The sequence below is a fragment of the Paenibacillus sp. USHLN196 genome, from assembly GCF_037144955.1.
In the GTDB taxonomy this organism is placed as follows: domain Bacteria; phylum Bacillota; class Bacilli; order Paenibacillales; family Paenibacillaceae; genus Paenibacillus; species Paenibacillus xylanexedens_C.
This window is the reverse complement of record NZ_JBBCYH010000002.1, coordinates 199671-225421: the sequence shown is the minus strand read 5'-3', so window position 1 is coordinate 225421 and position 25751 is coordinate 199671. Positions and strand designations below refer to the sequence as shown.

The window sequence follows — 25751 nt, the reverse complement described above, 5'->3', positions numbered from 1 at the left end:
CTGGCACCGAATAGCCCTCTCCTCTTACTCTATCATCTACTATAATCGCAGCTCCACATTAACCCTACACCAACTTCTTACGAATATACCCCGAGATCAAGTCAATAATCGTGATCATCACGATAATCCCCAGCAGGATAATACCTACTCGCGGCCAGTTCCGTGTGCTAAGTGCGAAGATCAGCGGTGTACCAATCCCCCCTGCTCCGATTACACCCAGTATGGTCGCAGAACGTACATTAATCTCGAAACGATACAGCGTATAGTTCAAGAATCCAGGCATAACCTGCGGCAGGATGGCGAACCACAACTGCTGCATACGATTGGCTCCGGAGGCGAGCAGCGCCTCAGATGGGCCGTAGTCGATATTTTCAACTTCATCCGCGTACAATTTGCCTAACATGCCGATGGAGTGCAATCCAAGGGCGAGTACCCCTGCGAACGATCCGGGGCCCACTGCCTTGATGAACATCAAAGCCATGATAATCTCAGGGAACGTACGGATGAAGCTGAGTACCATTTTACCTGCACCTGAGATGGAGCGATGTCCACTCATATTGCGGGCAGACCAGAATGCAAACGGGATACAGAGTACTGCCGAGATTACCGTACCTAGTACGGAGATTGCCAACGTGTCCAGGAGACCTCGCAGCAAGTCTTCTCCCTCAGGCAGATATACAAAATCCCAGTCCGGTGAGAAAATCCCGGCTACAATAGCCTTCATAATCTGAGCAGCGGTTTCCTTGAAACCAGTAAACGGTACACCAGCAAGGGCCCAGGCATACACAAGGATCAGCAGTAACACAATAACCCAGCGTAGCAGGTTCTTCCGTGGTTTTGGCCGAATGCGACTTGTTTCATTTTTCATCATAGCAATTTCTCCCGCAGCTTAGTACTTACATAATCAATGACCAGAACGATGACGAGGGTAAACAGAATGATAACGCTGGTCTTGTCATACTCCAGGAATCCAAGTGTAGCCTCATAGTAGAGTCCAATCCCTCCGGCTCCCACCAATCCCAGAATGGCAGCAGCACGTATATTAATTTCGAAGGCATACAGCACATAGGATGTGAACTGGGCAGCCAGTTGCGGCACCACGCCATATACAATGAGCTGAATCCGGTTCATACCGACAGCCGTCATCGCTTCCAGCGGCCCCTGATCAATGGTTTCCAGCGTCTCATACGTCAGCTTTGCAATCAGACCTACGGAGAACACAGCCAGTGCCAAGATTCCCGGAATAGGTCCCAGACCAAACACAGCGACGAACAAAGCAGCAAGCAGCAGATCCGGCACGGTCCGAATCAGGTTCAGCAGAAAGCGTGCCGGATAATAGATCCAGCGACTCGGCATCAAGTTACCGGCACAGATGATCGAGACTGGAATGGCAATAATGGCACCAATCGTTGTTCCAATCAAGGCCATTCGGATCGTCTCCAGCATGCCTTGAACGATATTATCAAAGTAACTCCACCGGGGTGGGAACATATCCTTTAACAATTTCCACATTTCAGGGAATCCCTGAAATAACTCTGTGAAGCCGGCATCGGTCTGCTTGGCACTCGCCCATAGAAGGAGCAGAATGATAACTAAAGTGAGCAGATGTTTCGTACGCCCAGGCGGTTTTGGGCGATTTACAACCTGAGCCGGGCTGGAACCAGGTTCCTTCCCCACTCCGCCTGAATTCTGAAGTGGAACGTTGGACTGCCCCTTCATACCACAACTTCTCCCTGCTCATGCACAGCCTGCTTGTCCAGCAATTCGTCAGCCAGAATCGGTCTGCCGTATATCTCTGCAAAGCGTTCATCCGTTGCCTCTTCCACCGGGCCGTCGAAGACCACCTCACCTGCTCGTAATCCGACAATCCGGGTCGCATACTCTCTGGCCAGATCAATAAAGTGAAGGTTGACGATGGTCGTAATACCAAGCTCCTGATTGATACGTTTCAGGTCATCCATAACCTGCTTCGTTGTAAGCGGGTCAAGTGAAGCAACCGGTTCGTCGGCCAAAATGATTTTCGCTTCCTGTGCCAGTACACGGGCAATAGCCACACGCTGTTGTTGTCCACCGGACAGCTGATCTGCACGGGAATAGGCTTTCTCGGAGATATTCACGCGATCCAGTGCAGTGAATGCCAGCTCAATATCCTCCTTTGGAAAACGCCCGAGAATGGTACGCATGGTGGAATGGTATCCAACTCGTCCAGCGAGTACATTACGGAGTACACTGGACCGTTTCACGAGATTGAAGCTCTGGAAAATCATGCCGATGTCGCGTCTGATCATGCGCAGCCGTTTGCCTTGTGCCTTCGTGATGGAGCTTCCATTAATCAGAATCTCGCCCTCACTAATGTCGTGCAGTCGGTTAATGGAGCGCAGGAGGGTGGATTTACCCGCACCGGACAGACCCACTACAGCAATGAATTCACCCTCCTCAAATTTCAGATTAATATTATCCAGGCCCTTGGTGCCGTTAGCGTAAGTTTTGGTAACGTTATGAAGCTCAATCATGGCAATAATCCTTCTTTCATTCATAATGATCATACATACCTAAGTCCTTGCTATAATGGCACAAGCCAGCGCAGCGTAGATCACGCTGAACTGGCCTGTCCATTGCTACGATTAAGCTGTTCCCATCCAAGAGAGCTATTACAAAGTGAACAGATCCCGAACTACATTTGGGTCTTATTTACTCACCTTTCACTTTTTCGCCATACTGACGAACGATCTCGAACTTGCTATCATCGGACTCTACATAACCTTCATGCGTATAGATTTCTTTGATGATCTGGTGACCTTCAGTATCTTTACCGATATCGATGAAGGCTTGTTTGATCTTCGCAGTCCAATCTGCATTCATGTCTGTTCGAACGGCGATGGTATCATTAGGAATAGGCTCAGTGAACGCCAGTACTCGTGTATCTTCAAATACAGTCGGATAGTCTTTGGCTACCGTATTGCGGGCATCTTGGAAAATAGCTGCTGCGTCAACGTCACCGTTCAATACAGCGATAACACCCTGGTCATGACCTTTCAATGTTACAGGTGATACATCTTTCAATGGATCAATGCCTCTGTCCAGCAACAGACCTGCTGGCCATACATAACCTGCGGAAGACGTTACATTTTGATAAGCAACCTTTTTACCTTTAAGTTCTTCGATGGATTGAATCGGAGAATCTTTTTTTACAATGAACATGGATTTATAAGAATCCGCCAACTCTTCCGTTGGAGCACCTGTCTCATCATTTACACCAAAACGTTGTGCTTGCAAAATAACTTGTGCAGCGCCTTTTTCTTTTGCCAGTACATAAGCTGTCGGAGGCAAGAAACCAACGTCCACTTTGTTGGAAGCCATTGCTTCAATAATCGTGTTGTAGTCGGTGGATACGCTGACTTTTACCGGAATGCCCAGTTTGTCACCAAGCAACTTCTCAAGCGGTTTTGCTTTAGCTTCAAGCGTGTCTGCATTCTGGGAAGGTACGAATTGAACCGTCAGTTCAGTTGGCACATAACCTTCGACAGGTTTCTCTGTCTCTGTCGTAGACGTACCGGATGCATTGGAACTCGAATTATCCCCGTTAGCTGAACCAGTTGTACTACTAGACCCACAAGCACTCAGAAACATAACCAAAATCAACAATGGTAAAAATAAAGCAGACTTCTTCAAACGAACACCCTCCAAAGAGTTTCTATTTTTCAGTACTTATCTACTATAGTTGCCAAATATTAGCGCGATGTGAAACGGAATTTGGAGTTTTGTAAAGTTTCCTGTCAGGCTGTCAGCGCGACTTGTATCTGTTAGAATAGGCTCATTATGGTTGAAGATATAGGGAGAACATCGGAGATCACAGCGTATATTTCGATTCTTCATGTTAATCTGTCTTCTCCGTTTTATAGTAATTCCATATATCTGAACTTATATATTAGAGGAGATTGTAAAATGACATCCATAACCACCCATACGGCAAGCTTCGACATCCTGTTCACCAGTGATCTGCATGGAGCGATCCGCCCCATTCATTACAATACCAATGCATACCGCCCGGCGGGACTTGCCCTGCTCGCTTCGCTGATTCGTAAGGAACGCGAACGTTCACCTGAACTGATACTGGTAGATAACGGGGATCTGTTGCAAGGATCACCCTTGGCCTCTTATGCAGCTTCGCAAGTTTCCAAAAACGAAGTGCATCCATTTATAACCGTTTTGAATGAATTGGGCTATGATGCTGCCGTAATGGGCAATCATGAGTTTAACTATGGTCAGCATCTGTTACGCGGGGCGGTTGAAGCTTCCGACTTTCCTTGGCTGTCTGCCAATATTGTAAAAGATGAGCATCCAGACGTACCTGCCTTCGGTCCTCCATATCTAATCAAAACCCTATCTTCAGGCGTCAAAATCGCCCTAGTGGGCGCAACCACGCATTACATACCGAACTGGGAGCACCCGAAAAATATTGAGGGCCTACAGTTCCTTGATGCCTTGGAGACCCTTCGTACATGGGTTCGCTATATACGCGAGCATGAACAACCCGATGTCATGGTTGTGAGTTATCATGGCGGATTTGAGAGTGATCTGGAGACAGGAGGACCTGCTGAACGGTTAACTGGAGAAAATCAAGGCTATGCCATCTGCCGGGACATCGAAGGCATCGATGTGCTGATTACCGGACATCAACATCGTCAGCTTACCGCTAATATTCATGGCGTAACCGTCATTCAGCCGGGATTCAGTGGTAACGGTGCGGGGCATGTATCTGTTCAGTTGGAACAATCATCGGGCGGGAAGTGGCAGATTACCGATAAGAAGGCTCGATTGTTACTTCTGGATGAATATAGTGAAGTAGAGCCTGATGCGACAGTCTTGAAACTTACGGATGAGGTAGAAAATGAGGCACAAGCATGGCTTGATCAACCCATTGGCGAGGTGGCTGGGGATTTATCCATCACCAATGCTACGTCCCTGCGACTCAAGGCACATCCATTCATTGCTTTTGTACATCAAGTGCAGATGGAAGCGACCGGGGCTGAGCTGTCCAATACCGCAATGCTGAGTGAAGAAGCTCGGGGATTCGGACGCCATATCACCGTTCGGGACGTATTGTCCAACTTCATCTATCCCAATACGCTTACGGTGCTGGAGCTGAGCGGTCAAGACATCCGGGAAGCGCTGGAACAAACGGCTCGTTACTTTGAAGTGAATGCTTCTGGTGAAGTCGCCGTGAATCCTGCCTATATGGAGCCCAAACCGCAGCATTATAATTACGATATGTGGGCTGGCCTAGAGTACGAGCTGGATATCTCCCAACCTGTGGGCAGTCGAGTTGTGAAGTTGGAACGTGAAGGAAAACCAATTGATATGGATGGTACATACTCTGTGGTAATGAACAGCTACCGCGCTGCTGGCGGCGGGGATTATGCGATGTATCCAGGCAAAAAGGTACTGCACGAAGGTGCTACGGACATGGCCGCACTGGTGGAGGATTATATTCGCAGACATCAACCACTTACAGTAGAGCAGGCGGATAATTGGAAGGTTGTTGGCGGTTAATTGAGAAAGAGCAGATCCTGAACACAAGATCTGCTCTTTGTTTTTAACCTATATATTTCGTTTTTTACTTCTCGGCGAGGATCATATAGACAGACTGGTTAGCAACTTTGGTTGATGGGTAGATTTTATTCACAATGGAAAATCCAGCATCCAGAATTGCAACTTCCATATCTGTCGAAGAAACTCTTGGACCAGTAGAAGTCTCCGTCTTTTCTAACTCTATACATAAGAACAAACCTCTGTCTTTCATAACTCTGTTGATCTCTTTCAAAGCTGTTGTAAGTGGTTGAACTTCATGTAAGGAAATTGAAGCAATAGCTATATCAATAGTCTGGTTATCTAACGGAATATCGTTAAAGTGTCCTACAACGGATTTGATGTTTGCCATGTTTCTTTCCTTCGCAAGTGATTCAAGGTATTCAAGGATATCTTTGTCATAATCGAATGCATATACGGTTTTGACTCGTTCCGCAATCGAAAGTGAAATATAGCCGGTACCCGCTCCAAGATCCAATACATTGTCGTCTTTCTTGACAGGTAAGAACTCAAATAATTCTTCTGCTGGAAATCTCTCAATATTCTCTAGGTTGTTAATTTTTTTCTGTAATTTTGGATTCATATTGATCTCCCTTTCAATTAAAGATATTGAAACTCTTTTATAACTATATTAAATATATATCGTATTGTAAACAGTAATTTCTAATCATGAAGTAAATGTACTTGATATCAGAAACCGGTTGGTTGACCGGCTGCTTACTTGTTCTTATTGAACTATCTGGCCCGTTATCCGACATATTGAAGAATTAACTGATATATGGCTATGGAAAACCCTAAAATACTTGCTTTCATTTTAGATGGATGATTTCTTTCGCTGCGAAACAAATAAAAGAAAATTACCATAAACCCTGCAGGGATCCATAGCTCAAAGACACCTTTTGTTGTACTTTGAGAATAAATTGGAGTAATGAACGTACTAATCAAAAAGTAAAAGAAAACCGTAAAACGCCTTGTTTCTAATTGCTTGCTCCACCTTACCAGAAAGAAAAGAATAATTATTGTGATAATCGTAATGTGTACAGGGGGTAGAAGAATAGCACCATTCCCGAATCTAAATTCCATTCCGCATGGCCCTCCTCTCTTTTAATGCATCACTTGACTGACTAAAGGCATACGTCTGGCAACCTTCCAAAAACGGACCTATTCCATTATACCCATATTTTAACACGCAATCACAATTCCATTTCCCACGTTTCTCCAATAAAATATGCAAAAAGAGCAGAAGTGAGGAGCATCGTGCCCTCATCCCTGCTCTTTTTTACATACCTACAAGCTTTCTAATACATGTCACATATTATCCAAAATGACTACTGCGCCTTTTTACGCAGCTGACTGTAATACAGCTCGCTGTAGAAACCGCCTTGTTCCAGCAGGGCATCATGCGAGCCTTGCTCCAGAAGATGCCCATCCTTCAGTACCAGAATTCGATCCGCCTGACGGATCGTGTTCAGTCTGTGGGCAATGACAAAGCTGGTGCGACCTTGCATCAGACGTTGCAGCCCTTCCTGGATTTTGATCTCTGTGACTGTATCAATACTGCTGGTTGCCTCATCCAATACAAGGATGGACGGATCGGCCAGAATTGCCCGGGCAATGGCGAGCAGCTGCTTCTGCCCCTGACTGATACCGCTTCCGTCGGCCTGGAGTACTTTGTCGTACCCGTCCTTCATCCGTACGATGAAGGAGTGAGCATTTGCCAGCCGGGAGGCTGCTTCCACCTCTTCATCCGTCGCGTCCAGACGGCCAAACCGAATATTTTCCCGAATCGTGCCCTGAAACAGAAATGAATCCTGCAGTACAAACGCCATATGGGACCGCAGATTCTCACGCCGAATGGTGGTCATATCCCGTCCATCTACTGTTAACGTGCCACCCGTCGGATCATAGAAACGGGATAACAACTGGATCAGGGTCGTTTTCCCCGCTCCGGTTGGTCCTACAAGGGCAATCATCTCCCCCGGTTTGGCTTCAAAGCTGATTTCATGCAAAATGTTACGTCCTTCATCGTACCCAAAGGATACTTTGTCAAAACGAACAGCTCCCTCCACCTTATCCAGAGATACCGCTGCCCCTTCATCCTTCGCTTCCTCATCTTCGTCCAGTACCTCAAATACACGCTCAGCCCCCGCAATCGCGGACAATAACGTGTTCCACTGGTTCGCCAGATCATTCAGCGGACGTGTGAATTGACGGGCATATTCCACAAAGATAATAATCACCCCAACCGTAACCGAACCCTGAATCGCCAGAATACCACCGATGCCCGCAACAATCGCAAAGCTCAGGTTATTCAATCCATTCATCAGTTTCGGGATAAAACCAGAGATCGTCTGTGCCCAGAAACCGGAAATCCGGATGCGGGTATTGCGTTCCTCAAAACCGCGAATGACACGCTCCTCTTGGGAGAATGCCTTAATGATGCGCTGCCCGGATAATGTCTCTTCGATATAACCGTTGAGTTCACCCAGATTGCGTTGCCGTTCCTTGAAGAGCGGTCCGGTTCTGCGCGTAATCCAACGCATGCCGATGGCCATCAAAGGCACAACGATAAAGGTAAGCAGGGTCAGTAGTGGGCTGAGCCACAGCATAACGCCAAATGTCCCAAGCAGGGTTAATACACTCGAAAAAATCTGGATGGCCGAGCTGTTCAGCGTACCGCTGACATTCTCGATATCGTTGGTCACCCGACTCATAATTTCACCCTGCTGGCGTTTACCGAAGAATGGAATCGGCAATTTGTGCAGATGGGAGAATAGATCATACCGCATGCGGTATACGGTTTCCTGTGCAATTTCGATCATCCATATATTCTGGAGCCAGGATGTGAGTGAGAATAAGACATAAACGGCCGTTAATCCAATCAGAAACCGAGTCCAGCTTGAGCCGGCTTCGCCCGCGATGAAATCATCCACGGCCACCCCCACCATGTAGGGGCCAAGCAAAGCGAGTGCGGAGCTGGCAAACACCATCAACAGTACCATGGACAGCTTGACCTTACGCCTTGCCAGATAGGTCCAGATCCGGCCTAATGTGCCGGACCAGTTCTTCGCTCTTGCCTTGGGTTTGCGGCCACCACCTGACCGTAACGTCTCAGGATCAATCGGTGGCGGTGGCTGACGGAAAGGCTCAATGAATGCTTTGAACATGCTGTGCACCCTCCCCGTATTGTGATTCATGGATTCGACGATACAGCTCTGATGATTCCATCAGGTCTTCATGTTTTCCCTGTCCGATGAGTTGTCCATCATCAAGCAGCAGAATCAGGTCCGCCGATGTCGTCGAACTGATCTTCTGGGTGATGATAAACGTGGTACATGACAATTCTTCCAGTGCATCCAGCAGTCTGCCCTCTGTAGCTACATCCAGCGCACTTGTGCTATCGTCCAGAATCAGAATTCTTGGTCTACGTACCAGTGCTCGTGCAATGGAAAGTCGCTGTTTCTGTCCACCGGAGAGATTAACTCCCCGTTGACCCAGCAATGTATCATAACCGTTTGGTAAATTTTCAATGGTTTCATGGATCTGCGCACGCTTGGCGGCTTCCACGATCTCCTCCAATGTCGCATCTTCCCGGCCCCAGGCAATATTCTCCCGTACAGAGCCCGTAAACAGGATGACCTCCTGCGGCACATAACCAATCGAACCACGCAGCATGGACAGATCCAGCTCTGATGCATCGGCACCATCAATCCGTACCTTACCTTGATCCTCTGTATATAACCGCGGAATGAGCTGTACCAGCGAGGATTTGCCTGAGCCTGTTGCTCCCATAATGGCAATGCGCTCCCCCGCTTTTGCAGAGAAGGTGATGTTATCCAGTACTGTAATATCACTATTCGGATAACTGAAGCCTACACTACGGAATTCAACCGCTCCCTGCATAGCGCGCTGTTTCTTCACTGAGTATACCGATTGCGGAGAGTGCGTAGATTTCACAGATCCAGCAGATGGTGCAGACGTTGATAACGCCTTCGTCTGTTCAGTCTCCGATGTGTCCTCCGTATTAAACACTTCATTCAGTCGTTGCGCTGAAGCGCTTGCTCTGGAGAAGGTCACCAGAATCCATGACAACGCAGACATCGCACCAATTGTGCGAAGCAGATAGTTAATGACGGCAACCACTTCACCTACAGTTGCATTACCAGAGGCGATGTCTACTCGTCCAAACCATAGCACCGCGATGATACAAACGTTCATCATCAGCAGCATGAACGGCATCGTCGTCTCCGTCAGGCGTAGCGCGGAGATCGTGCCTTTCATCAGCTTGCCGCTGAAACCGGCAAAGCGTTCAATCTCGTGGCCCATCCGTACAAAGACACGGATCAGCCGAATGCCTGTCAGATTCTCCTGGATGACTCCGTTGACAGCATCCAGTCTGCGCTGCACATTGCGGAACAGCAGCGCTGCCTTTTTGATCATCCACACCACAACAATGAGCAGTACAGGCACCATGACAACCAGCAGCAGACCCAACCTCGGGTTCACGATCACTGCCATAATCATGCTGCCAATCACCACCAGCGGTACACGCGTCATGAATCGCAGACTCATGAAGACGGTGTCCTGAACCTGGGTCACATCCCCCGTTAATCGGGTAATCAGGGACGACGTTGCGAAACGATTAAATACGGCATAAGAGAACGTTTGCACTTTCTCATATAACTTCTCGCGCAGATCGTATCCGAACCCCAGACTCGCATGGGATGCAAAGAACGAACTTGCAATTCCGGCAACAAAAGCCACAACAGCACTGCCCACGAGCACGCCGCCCCACAACCAGACGACAGACAGATCTCCCTGCTGAATGCCGTTATCAATAATCTTGGAGATCAAGTAAGGCTGAGCCAACTCCACCGTCAGCTCAATTAACATCATGACCAAGGCTGCAATTGCGGCAACTCGGTACTTCTTCAGGTGATACAACAGCTTGATCATAAGCATTCCTCCGGCTCGGAGCACCCTAAACCGATTGCACGTTCCAGCTCAGAGTCTCCATTAGACATGTTGATTTCTCCACTTCGTCCAATATGTAATCATTTTCTATGTACACATATGGTTATTATAGCGTATTTTACAATCCCGCTTCTATTCTTATTACCCTACTTTTCCCATTACAATAAACTTATCAACATTTTGACAGTAAAAAAAGGAAGGTCTCCCTTCCACACGCTAGTTAGGTACCTATAGCTGATGTAGTTTTTCACTTAGATACTCCCGACGTTTCACCACATATTCGCGAATTCTTTCCGGTTCACCTGCAAATACATCCATGGGCCATTTCATGTAAGGATCTTTGCTGACATCTTCACGAATTTCATTGTGCAATCGATGGACTAGAGGCATAATTCGCTTCTCTGTAAAAGCATTCATCAGATGCTGGCGCATCAGCTTTTTATATTGTTGACGGAAACTGCGGAATGCCAGCAATCGTCCGGTAAGTCTGTTATACCCCTGAATTCGAACAAGATTGGGGTCAACTCGTGTTCCATAACAGTTCCTCCCCCAAGTACCCTCATAATCCCAAGGCAGGATGCCATATTTTCCGCTTTTGATTTTCTCATACCATGTGTAATTCTGATGAAATCCGTCGAAGTTCCCTGTAAGCACAGCTCCACTTAACCAGCGTAAATAATTGTCTGTATCCACCCTCGACTGTAAAAAACGAAACAATTCCAGCCTGGACTTTGTGTTCAACTGCTGAATAAAGTTACGTAGCCTTGTGCGATCCACATCTTTGCCACGAATTAAGCTGTATCCGGACAATAGATCGGTACTTGTTGAAGAGGAATTCGAATTTATCATAAAACCAGCATGATCATTCACCGCATAGAAGATGCTGCGCACAGGGATTTTCCGTTGGCGAAAAAAGAAGGATTTCACCCCTTCGATCCTCAGGTATACACCCAGAAGCTGCCCATTCAGATAGAGTACGCAGTGTTGTGTAGACGGTGCGGGTACACGAATCGACTCAAAAAAACGAAAAGAAAGTGCATTACGCAACAACGAAGGATCATCATACTCCGCATTAAAATGATACGTCCGGCTGGATGTACGAATCTCAAATGATTTTTTGGGATAACCGCGTGTATGTCCTCCACGGTATCGAAGCCGGATCGGAAACGGCTTACCGCCCATCTGCATCGTGCTGTTCACAAACGTCTCTGACCATATATTGGACGTTAACTGTTGATATTCGGTTGGAGACAAGCTGATATGGTAGACAGGTAGAGCCATTTCCATCCGCCTTTCGAATACCTGTAAGATTCGCCCTTAGGCTCTTACATCATCCTATGCAGATGCACAGAAAGTCGTACGGGCGAATGCACAGTCCTGATACTTATCACATCCAAATTCACTTGTCATAATGCGGAATAACCGGGTTATTAATCTATAAATTTACATCATTTTCATAGATTATAGCTGAAATGGTATAAATATAGTTAACTGGCTAGTCCCTCCAAGAAGCATGTCACATATGCTTAAACTACAGACAGACACGAATGACGAATGGAAGGGATCATAATTACATCCACCATTTCTGTCCATCTGAACTTATATCATGGAAGGGGTCAAACACAATGTCTATGAATGGTCAAGGAATAAGAGGTTTGTTGGGAAGAGAGATTAAGATTAACCGGGGAGGACCTGATTCAGTACAAGGTACACTTACGGATGTACGCTGGGACTACATGGCAATGAACTGCAAAGAAGGGATTGTCTACGTTAATGAATCACATGTCAAAAGCATAACAGATACAGGCCGTTCCGGTGGTAACCGAAATGCAGCCATGGGGAACCCTATTCCTTCCAACACGTTTTTGGGCGTTATGCAAGCACTCCGCTTCCGCCGTGTTCAGATTAACCGGGGAGGACCTGAAAAAGTCGAAGGCATCCTGGCCGATGCCAACCAGAACCAATTGATCATGACTTTGAAAAATCAGGAGATTGTTCGTATTCCGATGCAACATGTGAAATCTGTATCCCTCGTACGTGGTGGCGGGAACAACAACAACAACAACAACAACAATAGCAGTAATAATACAAGTCAAGGGAACCAAGCAGCCCAAGGTAATCAAGCGGCTCAAGGCAACCAGTCGCGTGGCAATCGTTCTCAAGGGAACCAAGCAGCTCAAGGCAACCAAGCTCAGGGGAATAAGTCCGGCGGCAATAAATCTCGAAGTAATCAAGGCAATCGTTCTCAGGGGCAACGAGTTCAAGGCAACCAATCTCAAGGCAATAAATCAGGTGGCAACAAGTCGCGAGGCAATCAAGGCAGTCAATCCCGTGGTAACAAATCCGGCGGTAAAAAGAAGTAAATAAAATAAACTGACAACTTAAGTTATCTACCAGCTTAAAGGGGGGAATTATCATGTTGATCTTCGTCGCATTAGTCTTGATTGGTGTGCCTTTTTACTGGATCGTTACACCCGGAAGGCCCACTCCATCCCATGAACATCTGCTTCAGGCTTCGTCAGGACTTCTCCCCCTGGGAGGTGAATCACAGTAAATGCCTGACTACCAGTTGTGGTTAACCTTCGGGGTCTTTATCATCACTGTCATTTTCCTGATGTGGCGTCCTGGCGGATTGAATGAATCTATACCCACCTCGCTTGGCGCCCTTCTTCTTATTTTAACTGGAGTGAGCAGCTATGCTCACATTGTTGGAATCTTCGGGATCGTATCTGGTGCAGCCGTAACAATCCTCTCTACCATTGTCATGTCGATTATTCTAGATAGCATCGGTTTTTTTCGCTGGATCGCTTTGAATATGATTGAGAAAGCAAGAGGTTCCGGCTTTCGATTGTTCTGGCTAATTCTATTACTTTGTTTTCTCATGACCATCTTCTTCAACAATGATGGCAGTATTCTGATCACAACTCCGATTATTATTCGAATCTGTTCTATACTTCGTCTGAAAATGCATCAACAGTTACCCTACCTGATCTCCGGTGCTCTAATCGCTACGGCTTCCAGTGCGCCAATTGGACTTAGTAATCTGGCTAATCTGATTGCTTTGCAAATGGTTGGTTTAAATCTGAATACTTATACTCAGATGATGTTTGTGCCATCCATGCTTGCGATCATGGTGATGACTGTACTGCTGTTCTATTATTTTCGTAGAAGTATTCCCAAAGTTATTCATCATTTCCCTGTATCCCTGCAGTCTTCATCAGGTTCAGGATATCATCCGCTGCAGACAACTGAATCTGAGAATAAAGTGGACTGGTGGCTGTTCCGTGTCTGTATAGGTATCGTTGTATTTATCCGTGCAGGATATTTTCTAGCTGAGCAAGTCGGTATACGCATGGAGGTAGTTGCAATCACTGGTGTTATTCTCATGCTCGCTGTGCGTTGGTATCGCACCCGGACTGGACTCAAAGATGTGATAACACAAACGCCCTGGCACATTCTACTCTTTGCCTTCAGCATTTATGTCATTGTGGATAGTCTTCACCGCGCAGGCTTGACCGCGTCAATCATTCAGTGGATGAAACCTATAATAGAAGGAGGAAATGCCAGCATCATTGCTGTGTCGGGGTTAATGCTCACTCTGCTTTCCAATCTATTCAACAATTTGCCCTCCGTCATGATTGGGACCTTTGCTGTTACAGATCTTCCACTAAGTGAATCTCAACTGCATCTTGCGTATCTTGCCAACATTCTGGGAAGTGATATCGGAGCCTTGCTGACGCCTATTGGCACCTTGGCAACGTTAATTTGGATGTATATATTAAAGACCCATCATATTCGAATCTCCTGGAAACAGTATATGAAAGTTACCTTTATTGTGATACCAATAAGTCTAATTGTTAGCCTAATTTCACTATATATTTGGACATCTATTCTCTATTGAGAGGAGGAATACTGTGGAACTTCTTACTCATTGGCTGGGTAAATCCGTCGAATTGGAGCTGTCTGGCTGTAAACTACCGATCCAGGGTGAGATCATTGATGTAGGCCAGGATCTGATTGTAGTCTACGGAAACCAGCGATTTGTTTATATTCCACTTCATCATGTTCAATCCATGCATGTCAATACGGCAGATGATTCAAGTATAGTTTTGCCAACACCTGACCCCGAGATGGATCACACCAACATCTCTTACCGCAAAATGCTGATGAACGCCCGTGGACGTTTCAGTGAAATCTCCATCGGAGGGAAAACATTGCATGGTTATATTACAAATATTATGAATGACTACTTTATGTTCTACTCTCCGTTATATCATTCTATCTATGTTTCCATTAATCATCTGAAATATATTATTCCTTCTCCTACTAACAGCACACCCTATTCTCTTAGTAAGCAACATTTCCCTATGCAACCTTCGTCCATGTCACTCTCCCGTACACTCGATCAGCAACTTCATAAAATGATAGGTGAACTTGTTGTACTCAACCTCGGTTGCAAGCCTTACCGAGCAGGGTTATTGAAGAATGCAGACAACCACTTGCTTGCGTTGGTAGAAGCAGATGGGACTTCTTTAATTATGCATACCGATCATATCCAAACCATTCATCTCCCTTGAGTATCAGAAGAACACAAAGGTTCATCTGCCTATGGCCGATGAACCTTTTTTTCACCTTTACACTTACTACCATCTTCTGCGTCCACGATCACCCCGGTAGTCATCATTCAACTCACCAAGACGATCGTATGTCTCTTTATATATCCGAATCACAGCCTGAACTTTGATAAAATCAGCATCTTCCGGTCCAAGTCCCTCCATAAACATTCTCTGAATGATCTGTTGGAAGAATTGCACTCTGGCCTCCATCTGTTCTTGCTCAAGCTTCAATACTTCCTCGAAGCTATGGTTCCCTATGTAATCCATCAACTCATCATCAGGACTGGAATAATCTGCGTTTCTTCGATCTGCAACCCATTCATCCGGTTCATTGGACTGGAGGTTAACACTGGTGCGCAGTTGAGATAAGATGATTTTCTCTTTGGCCAACATGACATGAAAATCTTTGTTACGGAGCAGCTCCGATACAATCAGACTGCACATTTCACGATTTTGGATCAGTATGCCGTCAAAAGGATGCAGTGTCCAATTCCTGTTAGCATAATACAGGTTAAAGTTAAAGAACTCACTGCCATATTTGTATTGAATATTAATCTTGGTCTCATCAATAATCTCGAATGAAAAGTCCAGCATGTTCAGCAAGCTCCTTCGCACAACCCCAGATTTTACCCTCATTCTATCAAATAAATGAAACAAAGAGACGCACTCAGCGTCCCTCGTAGAAAATAAATACATGTAGCAATCTCGATACGATATGCAGCGAGTCTTACCCTAATCCAGGAAAGATCCTAATGCACTGGAATCCGGTTTGTTTTTCTCCGGAATGGCAGCAGCTTTCGGCCCTTCGAGACCCAGTCGATCGCTCATTTTGGCGTTAAGTGTTGTCATCTTGTTGGTATAGTCATTACAGCTCTCGATAATCCGGCGATTGGACTGCTCGGACAGATCCAGCGCAGACATCAGATCACCCATCGCCTGATTGACCGCTTCAAGGGACATGGCCGGTTTGGACAACAGCTCATTCGTTTTCTCTGTCGTTGTCTTCAACAATCGGGCATTCTCCTTGAATTGATCTTCAATCGTCTTATTCGTAGCTTCCACAGCAGAAATGACCTTCTCCTGATCATTAAGTGCCATCGCAATCATGGCCGAAACGGTGATCAGATTCGCTGTTTTATCAATGGCGTTATTCACTGAATCAATCAACTTGTCATTGTTATCATTAATGATGTCGGTAGCTGCAATCGCTTGATTGTACAGCATGATCATCTCTGTCATGGATTGGGTACGTGTTACCACTTTGCGCAACCCACGCTCCAGATGTGCTTTGCGATTCTCGTTCTCAGGCTTGGCGATCTCGGTTTCAAACAATGCTTTTAACTGATTACCAAAGGAGATTTTGGTCTGCAGGTTGTAGATCTCCTGAATCGAAGAACGTTTCAGCTGACGCATGTTCACGATACTTTCTTCCAGGTTATCCTTACCGTCGCGCAACCCGTTAATGATGGCATCAATGTTCGTGCGAACGGATTGATAACGGTACACGTAGTTTTTCAGTGGGCTTTTACGTAACAACTTCCCGACAAAACTCACATTTTTACTCTGCTGCAGACTCTCACATTCATCACGGAGCTTCAGGATCATGTTCGATACCTCAGCCCGATTCCCCGACATCAGTTCATTGACTGGACGATCAAGCAGCTTGAGGGTCTGTCCTGCTCTCTCTTGTGTTTTCACACCCAACTTGCCGATATCATCCATTAAGGTATCCAGGTGAGCCGGATCACTTTGGGACACTTTCTGAATAAGCTGCGTTGCTTCCTGGTTAATCCGTTGCTCATCTTCCTGCTTCAACTGAGCCCATTCCGTTGCCATGCCAATCCCTCCTATAATTCAGAGCTGTTATACCGTTGATGTATCAGTTCCGCTTTGTTCTGGAGCTCCATTAAGTCTTTATGTTCAATCGTTGATACAATATCCGATATCTTGGAATCCACGTCTCGAAGACCATTCAGAAGCATACGCCGATTGTTGCGTTTGGCTTCTCCACTCAAACGTAGAAATGGATTAATAAAACCGTTCAGGTCTTTCAAAATCAGTCTGCGCACCGTATGGTTGATATCCCCGTTGTTCAGTTCCTGAAGGGAAGGAATCACACGCTGCAGACGGGCAAACAACGCCAGTGATTTCTCCACGATCTCATTATCCAGCTCGTTCTTCTGACCTTCGGAGATGATCATGTCCTCCAGAACCTCCAGGTACTCAATCACCGGATCAAATACAGGATCTGGTTCAGTCCGGGAAGGCTTCGCTTGTTCTGAGTTCGCATGTTGAGCCGGAGCGGAACTCGAATGAGGCTGTGCCGGAGAAGCTTCTATAGTCCCTGCTGGCACTGCGCTCGGCGCTTGTCCACCGTTCAAGCGAGATGTTTCATTTCCAATGTCTGTAATGGGCACAGGTGCTGATGACGAACCCTGGACCTGTGTACGTGGCGTGGAACGTGAAGGAATCAGTCCCCCCACCACAGTTGCCAGTGCCGGAATCGCCCACGTGATGACATCCGGTAGAAAGGGACTCGAGATTGCCGCGAGACCATAACCGACCAATGCGCCTATACCTATCTTCGTTTTCCGTAACATTACTTGTCCTCCTGCCTGTAACAACACATAAAGTGCATATTCAAAAAGTCTGGTTTCAGTACCGAGAAGATGGAATGAAGATAGAAATGAAGTAGCGGAGCGTAGGAAGGAAAACTACGTGAGCAACCACAATGTTTCCCAAGGAAACATACTTCGTAAGCCTCCCGCTTATTTCGGCTGAATTTCAACTTCGATGCTGATGATGCCGTAAGGCATTATTCGTAATCAAAAGTGGACTTTTTGAATAACCTCTTATCCGTATTGTAAAAAAACCATCCAGAAGGTGTCAACGTTGAGGGAAATTCTCAGCTAGACGTGATGTACTCCGCTTACCTTCTGAACGTCGATTATAAATGGCTGTTCGATATGACTTCCCAGAAGACCAAACTTCGGATAAAGTGGTCCAATATCATGACCAAGTGCAGACTTGACCGCAAGATAAGGGAAGTTCACGCCGGACAGACAAGACATGTGCAACCCACCCGACATACGCGGATTGATCTCCAGCAGCTTCGGTGTATCCTTGCGATATTTCATCTGAATATTAAAATTATAAGGAATCTGATATACCTCTGCCACATTACGGGCAATTGCCAGTAATTCCTCATTTTCTTCGAGCAAGCGTAAGCGTCCTCTTTCTTTTCTACGCGGAATAGCCGTTAATAGTTTCCCATCGCGATCCGAAAGACAATCAATACTGTATTCATATCCTTCCAGCACCTCCATCACCATGACATTGGGAAAGGACGGAGCAGAAGAGAACGCACGCAGGGCATCTTCATATGAAATCGAGTTAAGCGCATACCCGAATAACTCCTGCAACGGATCACGTTCATTGTTAATCACCCGGAATCCCATGCCGCCCTCCCCATTACATGGTTTGAAGCATACATCGTGTCCACGTGCACGCAGCGCCTCATAGGCTTGCTGGAATTGTGCAGCATTACTGACCGTGAAATAATCCGGAATCTCCATAATGCCCTTCTCACGCACTGATTCATAGAAGCGATCTTTCTCCATCAATTGTTCCAGCAATTCCGTATCCGAGCATACGATAACCCGTGTACCGATCTCTTCGAACAAGGAGATATGTCTGCTGATGTCCAGCATGTTCCAGCGCGGAATAAAGACATCAATCTGATGACGACGGCAAAAGTCGAGGCAAAAATCAACATATTCCCGGCCCGTTACACGCGGTTCAACTTCTGCAACATCACAGCCCTGTAATGCCATGTGTCCCGGATCAGGATGAGTACCGTAGATCTCAAATTCCAACCCATCCTCATTGTCCCGAATTGCATTCATATAATGATACGTTACAGAGAACCAACGGTTGAAGTAAATCTTCATTTTTTTCATTTATACGGTCTCCCTTATCTCGGCATGGTCTATCTGGATCTGTTGATCGTTATGGATACGGTGAACGTAATCGAGAATCTCATCTGCTGCAAAAGCACCGAATTGTTCCGTAAATTGATACGGTACCTGCTCGGGTACACGCTGTCTCTCGACATGCAGCTCCCCATGAGATGGAGCAATGGCATGCTGCGCAAAGTCCAGCAAACAGCGATCCAGCAAGGAATCGCCCGAAGCAATCACAGGCACATCGCCAATGCGTTGCCTAATGTGCTCCACTGCAGCTCTTTTGTTCACGGCCGAAGGCACCAGATAGAGCTTCCGACCCTGAATTGAACTCTCCCATCCCAGCGTCTCTAACACCCGAATCTTCTCAGCAATGCGCTCCATTGGAAGCTTGTCACGTTCGATCAGCAGTGCATAGAACAGCTCATCACACAATCGCTGATTAATCACCCATTCCGGGCTGAGTACATCGTCAAATAAATCCAGAATCTCTTCGGGAGTGGCTGCCTGCTGACGAAGTAAAGAGCGAATATGCAGGTTCCACTCATTGTCTACCTGACCATCAACAATAATGTTGCCACCATTGCTCGTCACCGCATATTTCGGAATACATTCGGTCTGAAAAATATGAATGCGTCGGTACTGCTCCACAGTACGTGTCGTCACAGGCATAAATACAATATCTTGCGGCAAAGACTGCAAACGCTCCAGTGCATATGCTGACATAAAAGCGGACAACTTGCCGTTAATCCACTCTGCGGGAACAAGTCCCGGTGTATCTTCGGGAATACGGAGCGCACGACGGGAGTACACCAACGTCTGGTCCAGATCACTTGCGTAGATCATCATTCTCCGCCACCTCCCAGGGATTGAATAATGCCGCAACAGGAATAGGTTAATCCCGGATATACCTCAACCGGCACATTTCTGTCTCTGGCGAGCATCATGATATGTTGCAAATCCGGATTATCCAGACGGTCCACAAGAATCTTCCAAGGGACCCGGCGCAGTAGCACCCGGGTTGTTTCTCCGATTCCAGGTTTAATCAGATTGATGTTAGCAATGCCAAAGGATTGCTGAATGGACTCAATATCCTGCCAGCCTTTCCAGGTGATTTCCGAAGTACCGATAACATTGGCGTCCGTACGAAGTTCCACTTGATTCATCACCTGTGGAAAATGCCGTGCAATGGTATCCACGTATTGGTTCGACACATCGTCAGAGGACCATTCACGATACCATTTGGCTCCGTGAAAATCTGTCGGCCCAATCAGATCATCCCGAAGCACTGTACGACTCACCAGTCCGGAGACGGTGGAATTCAGACAAGCGCTAGGAATGAGATAATCTTCTCTTGTCCCAAAGGTGCCTGAACATTGCCCCGGATCGGCCAACACGGCAAGATCATCATCAAGGTTTACGCCATAAGTCCGTTCCATTTGGTCACAGGATTCTTTCAGCACTTTGCGAATAGCCCCTTTGCCGGTCCAACCGTCTACAAACTGAATGGCTGTTTCCAGCCCATGCTGCTGTAAGATATATAAAATTGCGTTCTCGTCCATACCTTTGCCACGAATAATGGAAATGCTATAATGCGGAATCGTCACCTTGTATTTCAATTCAATATAACGCTTGATCAGGATGCCAACAGGGGTTCCCGCTCGAGCCAATGATACCAGCACAAGATTCAGGCCCCTGCGCTCTACGATCTTCTCAGCCACGATGGCGGTATGAAGTGCAATTCTTGCAGCGGATTGTTCCAACGTCTGGTGAAACAGCTCGATGTATTCGGCGGTGGGCTGATATTCCACAGGTAACATCTCCGAATAATGAACCCCGGATTGGATCGCCTGCTCCCGTTCACCTGTTCCCTTTTCCAGATCCACATGGCTGATATCCTTCAGTAGGAAAACAACGTCGGATGCAGCATAGCTGCCCATCGGCGCGGGAGACTGAATCTCACGTTGTCTGATTAGCTCAAGTGTAGTTAAGTTCATTGCTCGTTGTCCCCTGTCTTCTCTGGCAAGCCGCAGTATACGATATGAATGTGTCCGCATCCCAGCTGCTCCAGTACCTTCACCATCGGTTCCATTCGTTCTTCGGACATCTGTCTCTCCAGCAGAACAAAAATCTCGTCATATTGTCCCGGGGCGATGTTGTAGATAAAGTTACGAACAGATGCGTCTTCCGGTGAGGCATATCCAGCACCACTACGAACAGCATATCCTGGAGCCGGATGGGTGTGGATTGGACTGCGAGTCGTGGATTGATACAACACGCCTTCTCCCATCTCGGCAGCAATACGCATTGGAATGTACATGAACTCCCCTGTTCCCATCACCAAAGTCCGTTCTCCCTTACGCTGCGACCGAAGTCGTTCTGCAATCCGACTAATCTCCTGACGTAATACGCCATTATGCCGGGATTGCATACCAAACCTGCCCGTATGCTGGACGTAGCTCGCTGTGCTACGTTTACCTTCACCATCCTCCGAAGTGGCATGAAGCTGATCGAAGGCATCGGCAACGGTAGATATCTGAAGTGTTACAGCAGGATGGGACAGCTGCTCATCTTGGGGTGTTGCTTCCAACTGTGGAGTACCCACCACTTCAATGCGACCCTTCAACAGGCTTAATGGTGTAATGGTAATCCCAAGCTCAACTTCCAGTTCGGCAAATCGATTCTCGTCCGCTTCCGTACGCCAGTCCAGCAGTGAAGCAATCACATATTGCTTCCGGGGATATCTGGCCTGAATATCCCGAATGATATTCAACGTCGTTTTGCCCGTCGTAATCTCATCGTCCACCAGAACAATAGGACCCTCTCCTGCAAAAGCTTCGTGATCCAACGCATAACAGCGATGAGCCATCGCGTGGGAATGTTCTTCTTCAAATTGAATATCCGGACGCATCGCTGGAACATATTCGCGAGTGGTGTGAATGTAGGAAGCATGATCAGCAAACATCTCGTACATGCTGTGTCCCAACGCTGTAGCTGTCTCGGCAAAACCAACAAAACGAATCGTTTCTGGCAAACTCAATTTTTCTTGCAACAGCATGTTGTACACCTGCCGGGCTTGCTTGGGATCAATCAATCCTTCGACCATTTCCCGTTTCCACTCGGTGATCTGATCTTTGGTCTCTTCCGTCTTTTCAGTCAGGTGCTCATATAACAGAACAGCCAATGCAGCGCCGCTTAGAAGCGAGGTATACGGGTTAACCGGGATATGCTTGCCCAGCAGTCTGCTTACAAACAGAAAAGAACGTTTCTTATTGATTCGTGCAGCCATTGAAAATAACGATTCCAGTGGCAGTTGCAGCGGATTATGTGTGACCTGAACATGCAGACTGAATTGATCAAGAATTGGGAACGTAGTTGTCTTGTTGTTCGTGCTTGGGCAAGAGCCCGACAAAATGCTGCTGTTCATGTAACACCCCATATATTTGTGATCGGATTAGAATTCGATTTGCCCAACTCAAGTGTGGTTTAATCTCATTCATTTTGTTATAGTAATTACTTTTGAACACACCCAGGCTACCGTCATTACGAGCGATGATGTCTTGGGCATCAGAATATTCCTCATGTGTAACAACGTACATCGCTTGTACTGGCTTGATATGAGAAGGATGAATGATCGTTTTGCCTACAATTCCATTTTCCTTGTCCATCATGACTTCACGCATCAATCCATCCATTGTGTTCGTAATATATTTCATTCTCAGATGCAACCCTGATTTGCCGAGAGTTTCTTCGAATGGAGTCTGTCGTAATTGAGGCTTGAACACGCGCTCCCGCTGGCTAAAATATTCCCACACTGGACCCGAGATCACGTACGGCTTATCCATCCGACCGAACAGATTAATAATATCCGAGATGCAATCACGGATCGTGGCGATATCGTATATGGTCAATTCCGGGCTGCGGCGTAGTCCAAACAGGCTGGAGAAATCGGTCGCACCAATGCGTACATTGAGCACATATTCATGGTTCTCATCGAGGATGTTTCGAAGGTCCAGCAAGGTCTCCCAACGTGTCTCACGATAGATTATTGAAGCAGTCTCCAATATAGGCATTCCATAAAGAACGGGATAATGATCCGGTTTCCGTTGATTATACTTGCGGATCTGGTCGAAATAGGCTCTTCCATTGCCCACACAGAACTTAGGCAATGCCACGCCTGTCAGCATGGATACCAGTTCTCCCAACGTATCAATCAGACGTTCCAACTGTTGTGGTGAACGTACACGAGCAAACAGAAGAGGCATTCGATCCTGACTGAGCATGCCTGTCTCCATATAAGTCATCAGTTGAGTTAGATGCTGTACCAGACACTGTTCGGCAAACTCCACTTGGTCGTCACCCACAGCGTCCTCCAGATCAATAATAATGGTCGTCAGACCTTCATGCTTACCATTTATAATGTCGTCCGCGATATGTGTGCGGGTCGCGGGCATATATAAAGCAGCCCCAACAGCATATGCCAGTAAATCTTTGGAAGTCCGGTGATTGAACGAGACGGGTGAAGAGAAAAATAAAGTATCTTCTTCTTCCAGACTCAAAAAGTTAAAATATTTCAGGATTGTCTCCTCCTCGCACCTTTGGCAATAGCCAATCTGCTGAATTGATTCAAGCTGTCGGGGCATAAAAACCAATCCCTCCTTAATCTGGAGGGATTGAATAAATACGAATGATTATTTTCTTCCAGCAACCCACTGCATTCCCCAATCATGGGCCTCGTCCAACGCCTGATGCCCATTATAGAACTGCACAATTCGTTCAATACTGAATGTCTCATTGTTCACATTGCGTAACATGGCAATGCCGCACATGCCGAGTGGACTTCCGTATTCATTCATTCGGACAATGATATCTGGACCATCCTTCTGTTGGATGGTTACCACACCGTCTACTTGAGACCAGTTGGCCACGCCGCCATAAATGTAGGTAAATACCAGGATGCGCTCAATTTCCGAGATACGGCCACCATTAATCCGTAGATTCTCTCCCGTCTTAACTGATCCCGTCCGGTCATCCCCATCCAGAGCAATATAAGGAAAACGATTCAGCGAGCCAAATGTTTGTCCCAAGGCCTGGATCACATCCCGTGTACCATCCTTCATCTCGAACAGGCAGCCCAAGTCCAAGTCAATACTCTTGTTACGGCCAAATAACCCTTTGCCGCCCTGTTGATTCCAGTTCAGGTTAATCAGGATTTCACCAAGTCCCCCTGCATTTTTCTTGAGGTTAATGGTGTCACCTTTCTTCTTCAATTCAATTTTGCTGAAATTGATCGAATTCACAGGAGCAGGCGTCGGCTCAGGTACGGGTACCGGGGGTGGTGGAGTCGGTGCAGCTGTCGAGGGTATGGTTGATGTGCTTGGCGCAGAATCTGATCCACCATCCACATCCACACCAAAGTTGGCACATAGTGCATTCAAGCCACCTGCAAAACCCGATCCTATAGCATTGAACTTCCATTCTCCGTTATGGCGATACAATTCACCGATGACAATCGCGGTCTCCACTGTAAAACCGCTGCCCAGATCATATCTCATCACTTCCTGACCTGTAGCTGCATTGGCAAACCGTAGAAAACCATGCTGAACCTGTCCAAAATGATGGCGTCGTGCTTCACCGTCATGAATCGTCAGGCTGAAGGCGATTTTCTCCATTCGGGCAGGGATTTTGCCAAGATCAATGGCGAACTGTTTCTTCTCGCCACCAACCTGCCCACCATCCATATACGTGATGAACGAGGTAGTAGGCTGGTTATAGAAGATAAAATCCTCATCTCCAGCTACTTTATTGTCTGAACCCAGAAGGAATGCCGATGTGTCCAGTTCCACTCCGGAAGCTGCCTCCCAACCAATGCCTACGGTTAAACGAGACAAGCCCGGATTGGTTTTGGTCAGATCACTCTTCTGGCCTTTCACGACAGAAATCGCCATAGCAGACTCACCTTTCTTATGCCAAGTTATTGTGCATCCAGTCCGTAATGTTTGCATAAAGCAGATAGTCCGCCTGTAAAGCCGCTACCTACCGCCTGGAATTTCCAGTCCGCACCTGCACGGTAAAACTCACAGAACACCACAGCCGTTTCCGTGGAGTAGTCTTCTCCCAGGTCGAAACGAAGCACTTCCCGATCGCTTGCAGCATCAACAACACGAACAAAAGCGTTGGAGACTTGTCCAAAATTCTGCCCTCGTCCATCTCCATCATAGATCGTTACCGTAATCCCGATCCGGTGAATGTGCGCAGGGATTTTGCTGAAGTCAACGACTACTTGCTCATCGTCGCCGTCACCCTCACCCGTACGATTGTCACCGGTATGTGTGACCGAACCCGCACCACCGCTTGGATTGTTGTAAAAAACAAAATCATCCGTACCTTTGGCTTTTCCATCTTCATACAGCAAAAAAGCCGAAGCGTCCAGGTCAAAATCGACTCCACCACGATATTTGTTCGTATCCCAACCTAACCCAACCACAACACGGGTAAGGCCCGGATTGGTCTTAGTCAGGTCAATACGTTGTCCTTTGGCAAGACTGATCGTCATTTGTTTTTCCACCTTTCCAAGATATGTGATTAAATGAAAAGGAGAACCGTCCAG

The 25751-nt window shown here is 46.8% G+C and carries 24 protein-coding genes; 5 read left to right on the top strand and 19 right to left on the bottom strand.

Annotated elements, in window-relative coordinates:
* Positions 1–64: 64 nt before the first annotated feature.
* From phnE (WFI24_RS04290) to WFI24_RS04275, 4 genes are all read right to left on the bottom strand, one after another.
* Positions 65–871 carry a phosphonate ABC transporter, permease protein PhnE gene (gene phnE, locus WFI24_RS04290; protein WP_336759031.1) on the bottom strand — a complete coding sequence of 269 codons (807 nt, stop codon included), beginning with the start codon at positions 869–871 and terminating at the stop codon, positions 65–67.
* Positions 868–1719 (bottom strand): phosphonate ABC transporter, permease protein PhnE, encoded by an 852-nt coding sequence (gene phnE, locus WFI24_RS04285; RefSeq protein ID WP_083657224.1) that lies wholly within the window; start codon positions 1717–1719, stop codon positions 868–870. Before phnE (WFI24_RS04285) ends, phnE (WFI24_RS04290) begins: the two co-directional genes overlap by 4 nt.
* Positions 1716–2513, bottom strand: a complete 798-nt coding sequence (phnC, locus tag WFI24_RS04280) for a phosphonate ABC transporter ATP-binding protein (RefSeq protein WP_145320996.1) — start codon at positions 2511–2513, stop codon at positions 1716–1718. The genes phnE (WFI24_RS04285) and phnC overlap by 4 nt, the downstream gene beginning before the upstream one ends.
* A gap of 178 nt (positions 2514–2691) precedes the next feature.
* Positions 2692–3687, bottom strand: coding sequence for a phosphate/phosphite/phosphonate ABC transporter substrate-binding protein (locus WFI24_RS04275; RefSeq protein WP_442956193.1), 996 nt, complete (start codon positions 3685–3687; stop codon positions 2692–2694).
* Positions 3688–3945: 258 nt separating this feature from the next.
* Between WFI24_RS04275 and WFI24_RS04270 the strand changes: the two genes are divergently transcribed.
* Positions 3946–5553, top strand: coding sequence for a bifunctional metallophosphatase/5'-nucleotidase (locus WFI24_RS04270; RefSeq protein WP_336759029.1), 1608 nt, complete (start codon positions 3946–3948; stop codon positions 5551–5553).
* Between the two features lie 64 nt (positions 5554–5617).
* On the opposite strand, the gene WFI24_RS04265 is transcribed toward WFI24_RS04270, so the two are convergent.
* The 5 genes from WFI24_RS04265 to WFI24_RS04245 all read right to left on the bottom strand — a co-directional run bounded on the left by WFI24_RS04265 (position 5618) and on the right by WFI24_RS04245 (position 11844).
* Positions 5618–6172, bottom strand: coding sequence for a class I SAM-dependent methyltransferase (locus WFI24_RS04265; protein WP_336759028.1), 555 nt, complete (start codon positions 6170–6172; stop codon positions 5618–5620).
* A 164-nt stretch (positions 6173–6336) separates the two neighbouring features.
* Entirely contained in the window at positions 6337–6672 is a 336-nt protein-coding gene (locus tag WFI24_RS04260; protein WP_336759026.1) for a hypothetical protein, read from the bottom strand.
* A gap of 245 nt (positions 6673–6917) precedes the next feature.
* Positions 6918–8756 carry an ABC transporter ATP-binding protein gene (locus WFI24_RS04255; RefSeq protein WP_264934603.1) on the bottom strand — a complete coding sequence of 613 codons (1839 nt, stop codon included), beginning with the start codon at positions 8754–8756 and terminating at the stop codon, positions 6918–6920.
* Positions 8737–10545, bottom strand: coding sequence for an ABC transporter ATP-binding protein (locus WFI24_RS04250; RefSeq protein ID WP_336759025.1), 1809 nt, complete (start codon positions 10543–10545; stop codon positions 8737–8739). Before WFI24_RS04250 ends, WFI24_RS04255 begins: the two co-directional genes overlap by 20 nt.
* 246 nt (positions 10546–10791) lie before the next feature.
* The gene (locus WFI24_RS04245) at positions 10792–11844 is read right to left on the bottom strand and encodes a CotH kinase family protein (RefSeq protein ID WP_336759023.1); all 1053 of its coding nucleotides are present in this window, start codon (positions 11842–11844) and stop codon (positions 10792–10794) included.
* Positions 11845–12188: 344 nt separating this feature from the next.
* Between WFI24_RS04245 and WFI24_RS04240 the strand changes: the two genes are divergently transcribed.
* Genes WFI24_RS04240 through WFI24_RS04225 form a run of 4 tightly spaced genes read left to right on the top strand, consistent with a single transcriptional unit; the run spans position 12189 to position 15140 of the window.
* Complete coding sequence (locus WFI24_RS04240) at positions 12189–12926, top strand: hypothetical protein (protein WP_336759021.1); 738 nt, start codon at positions 12189–12191, stop codon at positions 12924–12926.
* Between the two features lie 53 nt (positions 12927–12979).
* Entirely contained in the window at positions 12980–13117 is a 138-nt protein-coding gene (locus tag WFI24_RS04235; RefSeq protein ID WP_155985018.1) for a hypothetical protein, read from the top strand.
* Complete coding sequence (locus WFI24_RS04230; protein WP_315371678.1) at positions 13118–14464, top strand: arsenic transporter; 1347 nt, start codon at positions 13118–13120, stop codon at positions 14462–14464.
* Positions 14465–14477: 13 nt separating this feature from the next.
* Entirely contained in the window at positions 14478–15140 is a 663-nt protein-coding gene (locus tag WFI24_RS04225) for a hypothetical protein (protein ID WP_036606285.1), read from the top strand.
* Between the two features lie 66 nt (positions 15141–15206).
* On the opposite strand, the gene WFI24_RS04220 is transcribed toward WFI24_RS04225, so the two are convergent.
* The 10 genes from WFI24_RS04220 to WFI24_RS04175 all read right to left on the bottom strand — a co-directional run bounded on the left by WFI24_RS04220 (position 15207) and on the right by WFI24_RS04175 (position 25697).
* On the bottom strand, positions 15207–15773 hold the full coding sequence (locus WFI24_RS04220; protein ID WP_336759017.1) for a hypothetical protein: 567 nt from the start codon (positions 15771–15773) through the stop codon (positions 15207–15209).
* Between the two features lie 138 nt (positions 15774–15911).
* Positions 15912–17015, bottom strand: coding sequence for a toxic anion resistance protein (locus WFI24_RS04215; RefSeq protein WP_036606281.1), 1104 nt, complete (start codon positions 17013–17015; stop codon positions 15912–15914).
* A gap of 11 nt (positions 17016–17026) precedes the next feature.
* Positions 17027–17779, bottom strand: coding sequence for a hypothetical protein (locus tag WFI24_RS04210; protein ID WP_336759012.1), 753 nt, complete (start codon positions 17777–17779; stop codon positions 17027–17029).
* Positions 17780–18088: 309 nt separating this feature from the next.
* Complete coding sequence (locus WFI24_RS04205) at positions 18089–19138, bottom strand: ATP-grasp domain-containing protein (protein ID WP_336759010.1); 1050 nt, start codon at positions 19136–19138, stop codon at positions 18089–18091.
* Positions 19139–19987, bottom strand: coding sequence for a hydrolase (locus WFI24_RS04200; protein ID WP_336759628.1), 849 nt, complete (start codon positions 19985–19987; stop codon positions 19139–19141).
* On the bottom strand, positions 19987–21138 hold the full coding sequence (locus tag WFI24_RS04195; protein WP_336759008.1) for a cysteine protease StiP family protein: 1152 nt from the start codon (positions 21136–21138) through the stop codon (positions 19987–19989). Before WFI24_RS04195 ends, WFI24_RS04200 begins: the two co-directional genes overlap by 1 nt.
* Entirely contained in the window at positions 21135–22568 is a 1434-nt protein-coding gene (locus WFI24_RS04190; RefSeq protein ID WP_336759007.1) for a phosphoribosyltransferase family protein, read from the bottom strand. Before WFI24_RS04190 ends, WFI24_RS04195 begins: the two co-directional genes overlap by 4 nt.
* Positions 22498–23700 (bottom strand): HpcH/HpaI aldolase/citrate lyase family protein, encoded by a 1203-nt coding sequence (locus WFI24_RS04185; protein WP_336759627.1) that lies wholly within the window; start codon positions 23698–23700, stop codon positions 22498–22500. The genes WFI24_RS04190 and WFI24_RS04185 overlap by 71 nt, the downstream gene beginning before the upstream one ends.
* Before the next feature lie 132 nt (positions 23701–23832).
* Positions 23833–25089 carry a TerD family protein gene (locus WFI24_RS04180; RefSeq protein ID WP_336759006.1) on the bottom strand — a complete coding sequence of 419 codons (1257 nt, stop codon included), beginning with the start codon at positions 25087–25089 and terminating at the stop codon, positions 23833–23835.
* A 26-nt stretch (positions 25090–25115) separates the two neighbouring features.
* On the bottom strand, positions 25116–25697 hold the full coding sequence (locus WFI24_RS04175) for a TerD family protein (protein WP_145321022.1): 582 nt from the start codon (positions 25695–25697) through the stop codon (positions 25116–25118).
* Positions 25698–25751 lie beyond the last annotated feature (54 nt).